The 15950-nt window shown below is 44.5% G+C and carries 12 protein-coding genes and 2 pseudogenes; 12 read left to right on the top strand and 2 right to left on the bottom strand.

What is annotated here, in order from left to right:
• The first annotated feature begins 6 nt into the window (after positions 1-6).
• The 4 genes from purM (at position 7) to purD (ending at position 4649) form a co-directional block, all read left to right on the top strand.
• Positions 7-1029 (top strand): phosphoribosylformylglycinamidine cyclo-ligase, encoded by a 1023-nt coding sequence (purM, locus tag H532_RS0106710; RefSeq protein WP_027724855.1) that lies wholly within the window; start codon positions 7-9, stop codon positions 1027-1029.
• Positions 1026-1676 (top strand): phosphoribosylglycinamide formyltransferase, encoded by a 651-nt coding sequence (gene purN / locus H532_RS0106705; protein WP_051263189.1) that lies wholly within the window; start codon positions 1026-1028, stop codon positions 1674-1676. The genes purM and purN overlap by 4 nt, the downstream gene beginning before the upstream one ends.
• Entirely contained in the window at positions 1645-3180 is a 1536-nt protein-coding gene (gene purH / locus H532_RS0106700; RefSeq protein ID WP_027724853.1) for a bifunctional phosphoribosylaminoimidazolecarboxamide formyltransferase/IMP cyclohydrolase, read from the top strand. The genes purN and purH overlap by 32 nt, the downstream gene beginning before the upstream one ends.
• Before the next feature lie 191 nt (positions 3181-3371).
• Positions 3372-4649 carry a phosphoribosylamine--glycine ligase gene (gene purD / locus H532_RS0106695; protein WP_027724852.1) on the top strand — a complete coding sequence of 426 codons (1278 nt, stop codon included), beginning with the start codon at positions 3372-3374 and terminating at the stop codon, positions 4647-4649.
• 129 nt (positions 4650-4778) lie between these two features.
• Here purD and H532_RS20685 read toward each other — a convergent pair.
• Together H532_RS20685 and H532_RS0106690 are read right to left on the bottom strand one after the other, a co-directional pair.
• Positions 4779-4927, bottom strand: a pseudogene (locus tag H532_RS20685) (transposase); the annotation flags it as partial.
• 231 nt (positions 4928-5158) lie between these two features.
• Complete coding sequence (locus tag H532_RS0106690; RefSeq protein ID WP_027724851.1) at positions 5159-5944, bottom strand: IclR family transcriptional regulator; 786 nt, start codon at positions 5942-5944, stop codon at positions 5159-5161.
• Positions 5945-6183: 239 nt separating this feature from the next.
• Here H532_RS0106690 and H532_RS0106685 point away from each other — a divergent pair, with 239 nt between their 5' ends.
• The 8 genes and pseudogenes from H532_RS0106685 to pcrB all read left to right on the top strand — a co-directional run bounded on the left by H532_RS0106685 (position 6184) and on the right by pcrB (position 15941).
• A complete protein-coding gene (locus H532_RS0106685; protein WP_027724850.1) occupies positions 6184-7110 on the top strand; it encodes a dihydrodipicolinate synthase family protein in 927 nt (308 codons plus the stop codon).
• Positions 7111-7168: 58 nt separating this feature from the next.
• Positions 7169-9163 carry a YjhG/YagF family D-xylonate dehydratase gene (locus H532_RS0106680; protein WP_027724849.1) on the top strand — a complete coding sequence of 665 codons (1995 nt, stop codon included), beginning with the start codon at positions 7169-7171 and terminating at the stop codon, positions 9161-9163.
• Positions 9164-9423: 260 nt separating this feature from the next.
• The gene (locus H532_RS0106675; protein ID WP_027724848.1) at positions 9424-10770 is read left to right on the top strand and encodes a GntP family permease; all 1347 of its coding nucleotides are present in this window, start codon (positions 9424-9426) and stop codon (positions 10768-10770) included.
• A 516-nt stretch (positions 10771-11286) separates the two neighbouring features.
• A pseudogene (locus H532_RS0106670) lies at positions 11287-11553 on the top strand (group II intron maturase-specific domain-containing protein); the annotation flags it as partial.
• Positions 11554-11988: 435 nt separating this feature from the next.
• Positions 11989-13698, top strand: coding sequence for an adenine deaminase C-terminal domain-containing protein (locus H532_RS0106660; protein WP_027724845.1), 1710 nt, complete (start codon positions 11989-11991; stop codon positions 13696-13698).
• A 94-nt stretch (positions 13699-13792) separates the two neighbouring features.
• Positions 13793-14836, top strand: coding sequence for a DUF3048 domain-containing protein (locus tag H532_RS0106655; RefSeq protein ID WP_027724844.1), 1044 nt, complete (start codon positions 13793-13795; stop codon positions 14834-14836).
• A 15-nt stretch (positions 14837-14851) separates the two neighbouring features.
• Positions 14852-15166, top strand: coding sequence for a YerC/YecD family TrpR-related protein (locus tag H532_RS0106650; protein ID WP_027724843.1), 315 nt, complete (start codon positions 14852-14854; stop codon positions 15164-15166).
• Positions 15167-15242: 76 nt separating this feature from the next.
• The gene (gene pcrB, locus H532_RS0106645) at positions 15243-15941 is read left to right on the top strand and encodes a heptaprenylglyceryl phosphate synthase (RefSeq protein WP_027724842.1); all 699 of its coding nucleotides are present in this window, start codon (positions 15243-15245) and stop codon (positions 15939-15941) included.
• The last annotated feature ends 9 nt before the right edge of the window (positions 15942-15950 follow it).

Below are 15950 nucleotides of genomic sequence, written 5' to 3'. Positions count from 1 at the left end.
TCGAGTATGAGTGATGCTTATAAAAAAGCCGGTGTCGATGTCGAGCGGGGTTACGAAGCTGTCCGACGAATTAAAGCATTGGCCGCGACAACGGCCCGTTCCGAAATATTAGACGGCATCGGTTCCTTTGGCGCAGCTTTTGACGTATCAAATCTTGGATTGGAAAACCCCGTGCTCGTCACTGGAACGGACGGGGTAGGAACGAAACTCATGCTAGCCTTCCAAATGAACCAGCACGAATCTGTTGGAACGGATGCTGTTGCGATGTGCGTGAATGACATCGTGACCCAAGGGGCGGCCCCTTTGTTTTTCCTTGATTACATCGCTTGCGGAAAGCTTATGCCGGAGAAAATTGCCGATATTGTCAAAGGCATCGTCAACGGGTGCAAACAGGCAGGTTGTGCTTTGATCGGTGGCGAAACCGCAGAAATGCCAGGGATGTATGACGAAAATGAATACGACATCGCCGGCTTTGTCGTTGGCGCGGTGGAGAAAACCAAAAGAATCACTGGTGACCGCATCACCGAAGGCGATTTTTTAATCGGTCTTGCCTCAAACGGCCTTCATAGCAACGGTTTCTCACTCGTCCGTCGAATCATTCGGGAAAACTCGCTCGATTTGAATGCCCCATTTGGGACTTCCGGTAAAACCCTCGGTGAGGAACTTCTCGTTGCGACGCGAATTTATGTGAAACCGATCTTGGACGTGTTAAAAGCGTTTCACATCCACGGGATGGCCCACATCACCGGAGGCGGTTTTTATGAAAATATACCGCGCATGCTGCCGGAGGGTCTCGGTGTTTTGATAAGAAAAGGCGCTTGGCCGATTCCTGGTATCTTCGGCCTTTTAGCAGAAAAAGGGCGCTTAAGCGAGGATGAGCTTTATCGGACGTTTAACATGGGCATTGGCATGGTTTTGGCAGTACCCGAAAACGAAGCCGATGCCATCATCCGCAAGTTTATTGAATTAGGTGAGCGGGCTTATAAAATCGGCGAAGTCATACCAAGGGAAGGCGTGCATTTTAAATGAGCAATGTTTCTCACGCGCCAATACGATGTGAACCGCAAAATATCGCGGTTTTTGCATCTGGTAATGGCAGCAATTTTCTAGCGATTCATCGCGCGATCCAGAGCGGGCAGCTTCATGCCAACCTCGTCCTTTTGGTTTGTGATAAACCGAGCGCTCCGGTCATCCATAAAGCCGAAATTTTAGGTGTACCGACTTTGGCCCTTTCGCCGAAAGATTTTCCGGATAAGGCGGCTTATGAACAGGCTATTTTAAAAGCCTTGTCCGAAAAAAAGGTCACCTTTATTGCACTTGCCGGCTATATGCGTTTAATCGGTCCCACATTACTTCAGGCTTATCCAAATCGCATCGTGAATATTCACCCATCGCTTTTACCGGCATTTCCCGGACGGGATGCAATCAAGCAAGCGATGGAGGCCGGGGTTAAAGTCACCGGTGTGACAGTTCATGTCGTTGATGAAAGTTTAGATAATGGGCCAATCATTGCGCAAGAACCGGTCGCGGTTTTTGACAATGATAGCTTGGAAGAACTTGAAGCGCGCATACACGAAACCGAACACGACCTCTATCCAAAAACGCTGGCCCAGCTTCTCAATCACTTTGCAAAGGAGACGAGTCATGATAAAACGAGCTCTCATCAGTGTATTTGATAAAACTGGAATGATACCGTTTGCCAAAGGTCTTGTTGACATCGGTTTTGAACTCATTTCAACGGGAGGAACGAAGCACGCTTTGGAAGAGGCGGGTTTACCTGTCGTCTCTGTCTCGGAGATTACCGAGTTTCCGGAAATGCTGGATGGCCGGGTAAAGACCCTTCATCCTAAAATTCACGGTGGGCTTTTGGCTATTCGCGATAATGAAAGCCATATCCGGGACATGCAAACAAATGGCATCGCACCGATTGATCTTGTTGTCTGTAACCTTTACCCATTTAAAGAAACGATCGCAAAACCAGGCGCAACATTTGCCGATGCGATTGAGAACATCGATATCGGCGGGCCATCGATGATTCGCTCCGCCGCGAAAAATCACGCCTTTGTCACGGTAGTCACAGATCCGGCCGACTACGAAGCCGTTCTCAATGAACTAAAAACTCTAGGGGAAACGTCTCTGAGTCTTCGACAAAAACTCGCAGCTAAGGCCTTCCGGCTTTCGGCAGCCTATGATGCGCTCATTGCTGATTATTTGACAAAACAGACAGGCGAGCGCTTTCCTGAGAGGCTCACGAAAACGTTTGATTTGCACCAAGCGCTTCGTTACGGGGAAAATCCTCATCAAGAAGCGGCATTTTATCGCGATGTGTTTGTTGAGACGGGAACTCTAGCCGCATCTGAGCAACTTCATGGCAAAGCGCTTTCGTTTAACAACATCCGCGATGCGGATAGTGCGCTTAAAATAATCAAGGAACTTGACAAGCCCGCTGTCTGCGCCGTGAAACATATGAATCCTTGCGGTGTCGGCCTTGGTGAGACGGTGGAAGAAGCTTATATCAAAGCCTATGAAGCCGATCCGGTTTCGATTTTTGGAGGCATCATTGCGGCCAACCGCCCTATCGATGAAGCTACTGCTCGGCGGATGTCGGAACTATTTTTGGAAATCATAATTGCCCCGGCCTTTTCTAAAGAAGCCTTAGCGATTTTGACAAGAAAGAAAAACATTCGCCTCTTAACCGTGCCGATGGAAGAAAACGTGTGCCGTCGCCATAGTTTAACATCTGTCGCTGGCGGTTTGCTCATACAAGATGAAGATGCCCTCTGTTTTGGTGATGCCGAACTGACCTACCCAACGAAACGCCGGCCGACAGAAGCGGAAATGCGCGATCTTATTTTAGCTTGGCAAGTCGTCAAACATGTCAAATCCAATGCCATCGTTCTTGCCAAGGAAGATCGCACTGTTGGCATTGGCGCAGGCCAAATGAACCGCGTGGGCTCGGTGCGCATTGCCGTTGAGCAAGCAGGGGATGAGGCCCGTGGTGCGGTCATGGCTTCCGATGCCTTTTTCCCAATGCCGGATTCAGTGGAAGAAGCGGCTAAAGCCGGGATTACCGCCATCATTCAGCCGGGCGGTTCCATCCGCGATCAGGACTCCATCGAAAAAGCCGATCAATACGGCATCGCGATGGTCTTCACGGGCATCCGCCATTTTAAACATTGATCCGTGTTTTATATGCTCCTGCATCCAGCATTTCTGCTTAAGATTCATTAGCGGTTTGTAGTTGGCGTCGTCGATTTATACACGTTAATTTTTTCAACAGTTGATTGGACTGTAACCTGAGGGTAAAAATGATGGGCTTGATGAATGGCACGTGAAGGCACGTACAATTTGGTAAACCATGGAGGGATAGAATGAAGGTTCTCGTCATTGGGAAAGGCGGAAGAGAGCACGCTCTTGTCTGGAAACTCGCACAAAGCCCTCATGTTGATAAAATTTATGCCGCACCGGGTAATGACGGTATGGCCTCCTTAGCTGAGTTGGTTCCGATTGCCGAAAATGATTTTGACCGGTTAATCGATTTTGCCAAGCTTAAGTCTATCGATTTAACAGTCGTAGGCCCCGAACAACCTTTGGTAGAAGGCATCGTTGACCGTTTCGAGGCTGAAGGATTAGCTATTTTTGGTCCGCGGAAACGGGCGGCAGAAATTGAGGCGAGCAAAGCCTTTGCTAAAGAACTGATGAACAAATACGGCATCCCGACGGCCAGATTTCAAACATTTACTGACGCCCAAAAAGCGGCGGCATACATCGATGAAGCCGGAGCTCCCATTGTGATTAAAGCCAGCGGACTCGCCGCTGGAAAAGGGGTGGCCGTTGCCATGACGAAAGTGGAGGCGCACAAGGCCTTATCCACCATGATGACTGACCGTAAATTTGGGGAGGCTGGAGAAACGGTCGTCGTCGAGGAATTTTTAGTCGGTGAAGAATATTCGCTAATGGCCTTTGTCAACGGCGACCAAGTATTTCCCATGGTGCTCGCCCAAGACCATAAAAGAGCTTTTGACGGTGATGAAGGACCGAATACCGGCGGCATGGGTGCTTACTCCCCGGTACCGCAGCTTCCGGCAGAAGTCCTCCAGGCATCTATGGATACCATCATTCGCCCGACGGTACAGGCTTTACAGAAGGAAGGCCGGCCGTATTTCGGTGTTTTATATGCAGGGTTAATGTGGACAGCGGATGGACCGAAAGTGATCGAATTCAATTGCCGCTTTGGGGACCCGGAAACTCAAGTCGTGTTGCCGCGGCTGCGCTCTGATCTCTTTGAATGCCTGTGGACGCTTGTCCATGGGGAAGCCCCTATTCTGGAATGGGAATCCGATGCGGTTTGCGGGGTCGTGCTTGCCGCTAAAGGTTATCCGGAAACCTATCAGAAAGATGCTGTGATCTGCGGTTTAGATATTCTTGATAAAGAAACCTTAGTCTTTCATGCCGGGACAAAAAAAGTGGATAACAACTGGCTGACAGACGGCGGCCGAGTCTTGCTCGTCGCCCGCCGTGCAAAGGACTTAAAGGCGGCGATTGATGAAGCGCGCACGGAAGCAGAAAAACTAGCAAGCTCTAACGTCTTTTTCAGACGTGATATTGGCCGCAGGGCTTTGATGGCGGCATCTAATAAAATGACTTGACGCTGGGACATAACTAGCCAAAAATAATGAATAAAAGGTTCCGATTATCGCTCTTTGATGGTCGGCCCTCTTTTTTAGGTGTTATCTTTTTTAAGTATGGGCAGTTTAAAGGTTCACGGCGATGTACATTCATAAATTCATCGCCATGAATGCAAATCCCAATTCGTTTTTACCTTTTCTTTGCCTCTCACTGACAAACGAATGAAACGCAAATTAGCCTTCAGAAATCCAAAAACTGATTTTACATCAATTTTACGATTGCCGTAGATTTCACTAGTTTAAAAAGAGTGGTACCTTCACCAACACATTTTGGTGGGTACCACTCTTTTCTGTTCAACTTACAGGGTTTTGTCCCAGCCTCTTTTCATTTTATAAACAAAGAAGAGGTTGAATTAAAAGCCCGGGTTAGACCCACCAAACATTATTGGGAACTTTAGTTGGATGATGACTATAGCTCAAGACCCTGGTGTGGGTCAGTTCTCTTGTAACTAGTCTTTTCTATGTTTGGTTTACATATTTGTGAGTTTTTCAATATTCATTTTTGTGAAGAAGTGATCAATTTTTTTCTTTGCCTTCTGCAATAATTGAATAGCTTGATTAATTTTATCTTCGGTTGCACGAAAGGTAGGAATGCTGATGCTTAAGGCTGCAATGGTTTTATTCTTTGATACAAGCGGTACGGCGAAACAACACAGGTATTCGGTTGTTTCCTCAGTTTCGGAAGCAATTTGACCTTTTCTGATTTCTTTTAACTGCTCTTCTAAAATATTAAAATCAGTAATGGTATTTTTTGTCATAGGTTTTAGACCATTAGGATAAAGCATTTTAATTTCTTCAATATCATAGTTGTGCAATAACGCTTTACCCAATGCAGTACAGTATGCCGGTAAACGTTTGCCGACGTATGAGACGATGCGAATATCCATATCCTTCTTGGGCTCTTCCTTCAACACATAAAGGACTTGGCCATGATCAAGGATGCCCATTTGACATGTTTCGTCAATCTGACTGACAATGGTTTGCATTTCTTTTTTTACAAATTCCAAAACATATTCATTCCGCAAATATGAAGATCCAATAAAAAAGGCCGAAATACCTATTGTATATTTCAACGATGATTTCTCCAGTTTGATAAATTGGCGTTCTAACATGGTCTGGATAATGGGATAAATCGTACTTTTGGGCGACTGAATGGTTTCAGCAATTTCAGTCAAGGTTAAGCCTTCAGGGTTATTGGATAGGAGTTCTAATATATTAAGTACTCTTTCTGTTGGTTTATGCGCTATTTGCTTCATATTCCTTGCCACCGTTCACATAATATGAAAACCAATGTAAGTGCATACAAAATTTTATTGACTCGGAAAAAGGTTATGATAATATTAAATCATAAAGTTTGTATAAACAAATTATATTCGTATATACGAACAAAGTCAAGAGGAATCACCGTAAAAGGGAATGACATTTAAAGTGCTTGTTGTATTTCTTGAATCAGCGTGACTTCATCAGAATTTTTACAGTAAGGGATGTGTCCAATATGAAAAAAGCGAAGTTTTTAACCCCTGTTATTACTGTTTTTAATCAAGATGGAACATTAGATGTAAAGGGTAATCAAAAAATCTATGATAATCTCATTGAAGCAGGCATAGATGGATTAGTCATCATGGGCAGTACAGGTGAGTTTTATGCCATGTCTATGGAACAAAGAAAAGAATTGATTGATTTAGTCGTTCAGCATGTGAACCACAGAGTAAAAGTATATATTGGAACAGGCTGTATGACAGTGGAAGAAACCGTTGAATTGTCTAATTATGCGATAGATCAAGGCGCAGATGCTGTGATGATTGTCAGTCCTTATTATTTTAAACTTACCAATCAAAGTATTGAATTTTATTTTGACAAAGTGGCAGAGGCTGTAAAGGGCGATATTTACTTATATAATTATCCAGATCGAACACAGCATGATTTATCATCGGAAGTCACGCTGAATTTATTAAGAAGACATAAAAATATTGTTGGGTTTAAGGACACGGTTTCGGAAATGGGTCATACAAGAAAATTATTACAGACAGTCCAGAAGGAATTTCCTGACTTTGAAGTCTTTTCGGGTTACGAAGAAAACTTTGTACATAACGTATTAAGCGGCGGTAGCGGATGCATCGGCGGACTTTCTAACCTTTATCCCGAAGTATTCGCCGCATGGGTGAGAGCTGTAAATGATAAAGATTTGGACAGAGCCGCAGATATTCAAAAGGTTGTTGATAAGTTATCGGAAATCTACGAAATAGGGCAACCTTTTATTCCGATTGTGAAAAAGGCAATGAAGTTAAAAGGGATGGATGTACAGGAGCATAGTAAAGCGCCGTTGCTACCTGCAGATGAAAAACAAACCGAGTCTATAAAACAACTAATGAACGAAGTGGATGGTCTTATTTTGGAAAATTCTATTATCCATCCCGAATAAAAATAGAGATTTGACTGATCGTGTATGTTAAATTTTTCATCCGTAATGGAGGGTTAATATGTCAATAAAATTTATTTACAATGACGAAAACACATCTATTTATGACATTAAGACACATGCAGATGGCCCACAAGGTTCCCTTCCGCTGACTCCAGATATGTTGATAAAGTCGCCGAGCGGTAACATATTCGGGCTTTCACAAAACGTCGGTATGGGATGGGATCCGTCAAAGCTTCTCGGAAAGCAAGTGCTTATTTTAGGAACAAAAGGTGGAATACGGGCCGAGGACGGTAAGCCGATCGCATTAGGCTATCATACTGGTCATTGGGAAATCGGTTTACAAATGCAAGCCGCAGCAGAAGAAATAACGAGAATGGAAGGCGTTCCGTTTGCCGGGTATGTAAGCGACCCATGTGATGGACGTTCCCAAGGAACAACAGCCATGTTTGACTCACTACCTTACAGAAATGATGCTGCTATAGTATTACGCAGGCTCATTCGTTCATTACCGACGAGAAATGCCGTGATTGGTGTAGCAACATGTGACAAAGGGCTTCCGGCTATGATGTTGGCCATTTCTTCGATGCATGATCTGCCGGGTATCATCATTCCCGGTGGGTCGACTTTGCCTCCGACTTTTGGTGAAGACGCTGGTAAAGTTCAAACGATTGGCGCAAGATTTGCAAACAATGAGCTTTCTCTTGAAGATGCAGCCATATTTGGTTGCCGTGCATGTGCATCTCCGGGAGGTGGCTGCCAATTTCTTGGTACGGCTGGTACGGCACAAGTCGTAGCCGAAGGACTCGGAATTGCCTTACCTCATACGGCACTTGCTCCATCCGGACAACCTGTTTGGCTTGAACTCGCTAGGCAGTCAGCGAGGGCAGTCGTAGAACTTGATGTAAAAGGGATCAAGATGAAGGACATTTTAACAGATAAGGCAATTGAAAATGCCATGGTCATTCATGCTGCATTCGGCGGTTCAACAAACCTGCTTTTGCATATTCCGGCCATTGCTCATGCCGCGGGTTGTAAAGTGCCGACCGTTGACGATTGGGTAAGGGTGAATAAAAATGTTCCCCGGTTAGTCAGTGTACTTCCTAACGGACCGATTGATCATCCGACTATCAGAGTGTTCCTAGCTGGCGGGGTACCGGAAGTCATGCTTCACCTTCGTAAATTGGGATTACTGCATGAAGATGTTATGACCGTAACCGGGCAAACACTTGGTGAAAACCTTGATTGGTGGGAAAAATCAGAACGCCGAGCCAAGTTCAGAGAACTTCTTGTAGAAGCGGATGGAGTGCATCCGGATGAAGTTATTTTCAGTCCGGAACAGGCACACAAAAAAGGACTTACTTCTACGATTGTTTTCCCAAAAGGTAATATTGCTCCGGAAGGATCTGTTGTTAAATCAACGGCCATTGATCCGTCTGTTGTAGATGAAGATGGGGTGTTCAGACATACCGGAAAAGCAAAGGTCTTTACATCAGAAAAAGAAGCTATGAGTGCGATTAAATTAGGGAAAATAGAAGCAGGGGATATTATGGTAGTCATAGGCGGTGGTCCTATGGGTACCGGAATGGAAGAAACTTATCAGCTCACTTCGGCGTTAAAACACTTATCCTACGGTAAACATGTTTCATTGATTACCGATGCTCGTTTTTCCGGTGTCTCAACCGGGGCATGTTTTGGACATGTGGGACCGGAGGCGCTTGCGGGCGGTCCGATCGGAAAATTACGCGACGGAGACGTTATTGAAATTATGGTTGATCGTAATGAACTAGTTGGCTCCATCAATTTCATAGGAACGGAAAATGAGAAGCTGAGTTATGAAGATGCGGCCAAAGTATTGGAAAAACGCGATATGCATCCAGGTCTTGCGCGTGACCCTGATCTCCCGGATGATACCCGTTTATGGGCTGCTCTACAAGATGTCAGCGGCGGCACATGGGGAGGCTGTGTTTATGATACAGACCGGATTATTGAAATATTAAAAGCCGGAAAAGAAGCTTTAGCTAAAGAAAAGGGCTTTTCATCTAAGACATTTTAAATTAAATATTATAGATTTTATAGATAAAAAGAGGAGCAGGCTCGTTAGTCTGCTCCAAAAATAAGAATATAGTTGGGTTAACCTTTTAGTTTAAATGAAAAGGCTAAGCACATTTCTATTATAATCACAACACTCACTTTATCAAGGTTAATAGTCTTAGAAAAGAAGTTTATTTAGAATAACCGTAATTTTTTTGTATTTAGTGTAAGCGTATACAATATAAAAACTTTTTAAAGGAAAATAAAAACGGAGGATTATTTATGCCTTTAGTGATTATAGGTTTAGGTGTCATATTATTACTGATTTTAATTTCACGGTTTAAATTAAATACATTTATCTCTTTATTGATTGTATCCTTTCTTGCAGCATTAGCTCTGGGAATACCAATGGATAAAATCGCAACATCGATTGAAAACGGTATTGGTGGGACACTCGGACATATTGCGTTAATTTTTGGCCTTGGTGCAATGCTTGGTAAGCTAATAGCCGATAGCGGCGGTGCTCAGCGAATTGCGATGACTCTTATTAACAAATTCGGTGAAAAAAGAATTCAATGGGCAGTAGTGGTGGCATCGTTTATCATAGGTATTGCCATGTTTTTTGAAGTGGGACTGGTTTTGATTATACCTATTGTATTTTCTATTTCAAAGGAATTAAAAGTTTCCCCTCTCCGCTTGGGTATTCCAATGCTGGCATCTTTATTAACGACACATGGATTCCTACCGCCGCATCCGGGACCGACGGCCATCGCAGGTGAATACCATGCCGATCTTGGTGTTGTGTTACTTTACGGTATCATCATAGCAATTCCGACGGTTTGTATTGCCGGACCTGTATTTGTTGTTGTGGCTAAAAAAATAGTACCTGATGCATTTAATAAAAATGGAAACATCAGCACTCTAGGGGAACAAAAGACTTTCAAATTAGAAGAAACACCTGGTTTCGGAGTCAGTTTAATAACAGCTATATTACCTGTTATTTTGATGCTGTTAGCGACCATTGTTAATTTGATCAAAGACTCGGGAAAAATGGGTAATCATTTATTTTTTGAAATCGTTAATTTTGTTGGAGCACCATCAACAGCAATGTTAATATCAATCATCGTCGCCATTTTTACAATGGGTTTAAGAAGAAATATACCGATTAAGCAAATCATGAACTCTTGTTCATCAGCCATTACGAGTATAGGCATGATGCTTTTAATTATTGGCGGCGGCGGTGCTTTTAAACAAGTGCTTATTGACGGTGGGGTCGGTGATTATATCGCAAAACTTTTTGCTCACAGTTCCATGTCGCCGATTTTACTTGCATGGATTGTTGCGGCGATTTTACGTATATCTTTGGGGTCGGCAACGGTTGCTGCTCTATCGACTTCGGGGCTGGTGATCCCTATGCTTGCCCAATATGACGTGAATTTGGCTTTAGTGACACTGGCAACAGGAGCGGGGAGTTGTATTGCATCCCACGTTAACGATGCAGGCTTCTGGATGACAAAAGAATATTTCGGATTAAATATGAAAGAAACATTTGGAACATGGACTTTGCTTTCAACACTTGTTTCTGTTTGTGGATTAGCTATGATTTTATTATTAGATTTAGTTGTTTAATATTAACACCTCAAAATTTAAAAGGTATTATCGAGGCTATTAAAAAGTCTCAAGTAAGTAGGTTGTTCACTTGGCTTTTGATTTCTGTTGCAGGCACTCGCTTTCCTTAGGCAACGCTTCAGCCTCTACGGAAGTTAAACAATTCCTGCGGGGGCTTCACTATTGCTTTTCCCGCGGGACTCTAGTCTCCGCTTTTTGAGTAAGCAACGCTAAGGAACACTAAATAAGTAAAGTGTTCCGAACTCATGCCTTATGCACTTCCACTCCCGTTAACCAATTGGTAAATAAGCATTACAGTAAAGCGTATTTCCTCATTTTCTCGAGGAAATGAGGAAATATGCCTCTTTTCCTCATTTAATACACGTTAGATTTTAATGATTTCTTACTTTTTCCTCATTCCAAAAGATGCGTTTCCTGAAAATTTACAGAAGGGAATAGAACGAAAGCCCCTTTTTTCATGGTTCAATTTACCTTCCTTGCTTCCATTGGTTTGTAAAAAAATAGCCGATATCGCTTTCCATATTCAATGTACTGGATGGTTGGATAAGAAGAAGGTTGCGCATGATACGCTGGAAAGAGTGGAAGAACGTTCAAACCAAGTACAAGAATTTGATAAGACTTGGCATTAAACGAGGGAAGGCATGGGAATGGGCAAACACAAGAAAGGCGTACTGGCGAATAGCCAAATCCCCTATCTTGCATAAAGCCCTTGGCGAACAATACTGGATTCACCAAGGGCTGAAGAGTCTATTCAATCGATATCAAACGATGCGTTGGACTTAAATAGAACCGCCGTATACAGAACTGTACGTACGGTGGTGTGAGAGGTCGGGGGTTAGTCACCCTCTCCTACTCGATTATCGAGAAACAATAAAAATCGTGCACAACATCCAGATATTAGGAGATATCGGGCGTGATTCAGGGTTCCCGCGGCCTTTACGCGAGATTTTTAGGCCTCCAGCACGCGAAAATCTTGCGCAAAATGCGGAATCGCGAGGTTTTTCGGTTCAAGGGCGTTCAAAACCTCGCGCAGCAACCAGATATTGGGGATTTAAGATGCGACCGCATTAATAAAATTTTTAGTTTCAAAATCAACAACTAAAATCCATCATGTACCACTCTTTTACTCCTTATTATTGACATTCACGCTTTAATGTGCGAAAGTATGTATGAATACCAAAGTTTCTTGACGTTTCCGTAAAAGGGGGAGGATGGGACTTGAGTTTCTTTCAACCATGGGGCCAAGAGGCGGTCAGACATCATGCGGCCGTTGCGGGTGGAAAAATTCCGCCGACCCGTATATTGAAATATGCTTATTACTTAAATACCTCGCTAAAAAAATGGATGACCGCACACATTTGGATCGATGGCGACCGCATTGTTTATGTTGGCGAACGCCTGCCAGATGCCCTTGGCCTTACTGAAACGGAAATCGTTGATTGTTCAGGAAAATATGTTGTGCCAGGATATATCGAACCCCACGCTCATCCCTTTCAACTCTATAATCCGCACACACTGGCGGCCTATGCCGCGGGGCGTGGAACGACGACGCTTATATCGGATAACCTACCGCTTTTCATACATTTAAACGACGAAGAATCGTTTGCCTTTATGGAAAAATTGAATGAGGAGCCAGTCACCCAGCTTTGGTGGTGCCGGTATGACGCACAAACAGCACTTCGTACAGAGCCTTTTACAACAGAACGCATTAAAAAATGGCTCAGCCATCCATTAGTCGTGCAAGGCGGAGAATTGACGAGTTGGCCGCAAGTTCTCCACGGCGATGATGCCATTCTTGAATGGATGCTAGAAACGAAGGCAACAGGAAAACCCATTGAGGGCCATCTGCCTGGGGCTTCGGAAAAAACGTTGACACAGATGATGCTTCTTGGCGTGGACTGTGATCATGAAGCGATGACCGGCGAGGAAGCTTGGCGGCGGATCACGCTTGGACTTTCCACCTCTTTACGGTATTCATCGATTCGCCCGGATTTGCCGGTTATTTTAAAAGAATTGCTTGAACGCGGGCTTCGCCACTTTGAACGGGTCTATATGACAACCGACGGGGCGACACCTAACTTCTATAAACAAGGGATCATGGACCGAACGATCGCTATTGCGATTGAACAAGGCGTGCCGATTGAAGACGCATATATGATGGCGACCGTCAATCCCGCCCGGCATTATGGATGGCAACATTTAATTGGAGAAATTGCTCCTGGCCGTATCGCTCATATAAATATATTAGAAGCAAAAGACCAACCGACACCTTCCAGTGTCTTGGCGAAAGGCCAATGGGTAAAACGGGATGGCATCGTCATGTACCCCGAACCGTCATTTTCATTAAAAGAAGCTTTAGGTGAATGCCATCTGGATTGGGATCTTACTGAAGACATGTTGAAGGTGAATACATCCCTTGGCATTGAAATGGTCAACGCGGTGATTACCAAGCCGTTCACCTATAATGGATCCGATCCGGATATCATGACGGTTGCTTTAATTGACCGCGGGGGCCGTTGGAGAGCCGTATCGCGATTAAAAGGGTTTGCCCGAAGGCTCGGCGGCTTAGCCAGCAGTTATTCCTCGACGGGTGACATTATTGTGATCGGTACACATTCAAGCGATATGATTTGCGCTTTTAAACGGATGAAAAGCATCGGCGGTGGTCTTGTATTGGTGGAAGATGGCCAAATCGAAGCGGAACTCCCGCTTCCGATTGCCGGATCCGTGTCTGACCAACCAATGGAAATATTGATGGATCAGGAAGCCACCTTTACAAAAGCGCTTCGGGAATGCGGCTATCCGTTTAGCGATCCAATTTATTCTTTATTATTCCTTTCGGCGCTTCATCTACCGTATATTCGATTGACACCAATGGGAGTTGTCGATGTCATGAAACGGGAAGTTCTTGTTCCAGCTGAAATCTAGACTTTCATGATAGAGGTCAGTCATCGGTCAAAACTGATCAAGCCCATGGTTGGGAAAAAGGCTCAAACCAATCATATGAAAGTTGAGGGATAAAATGAAAAAATTTTTGGGATTATTAGGGGTGTTTTTAGCGATTTTGATGGTGGCTGGGGCTTGTACCACGAAACCAAAAGAAGTGGAAAAAAAGCCGACGAAAACGGAACACACACCGGCGGTTGCCCAGCCGAAAAAGGAAGAACCGACGGTGACGTATCCGTTGACCGGCCTGCCAGCTGAAGATGGTGTCATCAACCGCCGAGTGATTGGCGTCATGGTGAATAACTTCAGCCTTGCCCGGCCGCAATCAGGCTTGCATAAAGCGGATATCGTTTATGAAGTGCTGGCCGAGGGACCCATTACCCGATTTTTAGCCCTTTTTCAAAGTGAAACACCGGAAATCATCGGTCCGGTCCGAAGTGCAAGACCCTATTTCATTGAATTAAATAACGGGTATGGCGCGATTTATATCGCACATGGCTGGAGCCCGCAAGCGAAAACCATCTTGGAATCGGGTGTAACCGATTACATTCAGGGTCTGTATTATGACGGAACGTTATTTAAACGGGTAAAGTTTCGAAAGGCTCCGCACAATTCCTACATCCCGTACGAAAATATCCTGAAAGGAGAGAAGGAAAAGGGCTATAAGCTAACGCAGAATGTCGAACCTTTGCCATTTTTAACTCAAGATGAATTATCAACCATTCCCGGTGAACCGATGGAGCAGGTCACCGTCACTTACGCTAAGGACAATGTCGTGAGCTATGTTTACAACCCAGATGACGGTCTGTTCTATCGGAAGATTAATGGGGAACAAGCAAAAGACAGGGAAACAGGGACGCCTTTAACTGCAGCGAATGTTTTCATTGTCAGCGCCAACCATCGTTTCATCGACGGTTACCGCCGGGAAATTGATTTAGATTCGGGAGGGCCGGCCTACTTATTTCAAAAAGGGAAATGGCAAGTTGTCGAATGGAAAAACGTCCATGATCGCATCCTGCCTTATAAAGACGGGCAACCCGTCAAATTCGTTCCCGGAAAAACATGGATTAACATCATTGACGCCAAGCAAGGTTTAAATGGTGCCGTAAAGATCGATTGAGGGGGAAAATGAGTCATGCAGATTGATAAATTGCGCGGCGAATCACTTGATCAGCTATTTAAAGCTATTTTATCACTGAGAGATCTCGAAGAATGTTATCGATTTTTCGATGATCTCTGCACGATGGGAGAAATACAGTCCATTTCGCAGCGCTATGCGGTTGCTCGCATGCTTCTTCAAGGCTATACGTATCAGCGCATTGAAAAAGAAACAGGAGCAAGTGCCGCGACCATCTCCAGGGTGAAGCGCTGCATAAACTTCGGCAATGACAGCTATAAAATGACACTTGAAAGAATAATGGAGTCAGAAAAACAAGAAGCCAAAGAATAAGGACTAGGTCAATTGCGGAAAAGCAATTGAATTTATGGTAAAATCCTTCTAGAGTATTCTGGGAGGATTTTTATTTATGAATGCATATCGAACGTGGCAACACGTCTTTAAATTGGATCCAAATAAAGAACTGAGTGACCGCGATTTGGAGAAAGTTTGCGAATCGGGGACAGATGCGGTCATCGTCGGCGGAACCGATGGTGTCACGCTGGACAATACGCTGTCGCTTTTAAGCCGTGTGCGCCGATACGCGATTGATTGCGCCTTGGAAATCTCCGCGCTCGAAGCGGTCACCCCTGGCTTTGATTTTTATTTAATCCCGACGGTATTAAATTCGGAAAAAGTTGACTGGATTGTGAAACGCCATCATGAGGCTGTGAAAATGTTTGGGAGAACGATGAATTGGGATGAGATCATTGCGGAGGGCTACTGCATTCTCAATCCGAATGCGAAAGCCGCACGTCTCACCGAAGCGCGTACGACACTTGATGCCGAGGATGTTGAGGCATATGCCATGATGGCTGAGCGCATGTTCCGGCTACCCATTTTTTACTTAGAATACAGCGGCGCTTATGGCGACTTGGAAATGGTCCGGGCGGCAAGAAAGGGACTCGAGAAAACCCGTCTTTTTTATGGTGGCGGCATTGACAGTCCAGAGAAAGCTGAGCAAATGGCCGAATATGCCGATACGATCGTCGTTGGCAACGCGGTTTACGAAAATCTTGAGGCGGCGCTTCAAACCGTTCAAGCGGTAAAAAGCATGAAAAAACAGTAGGGGGCGGAC

The sequence above is a fragment of the Tuberibacillus calidus DSM 17572 genome (genome assembly GCF_000430685.1).
In the GTDB taxonomy this organism is placed as follows: Bacteria; Bacillota; Bacilli; order Bacillales; family Sporolactobacillaceae; genus Tuberibacillus; species Tuberibacillus calidus.
Note: the sequence above shows the minus strand (reverse complement) of the source record. Positions and strands in the feature narration are given on the sequence as shown.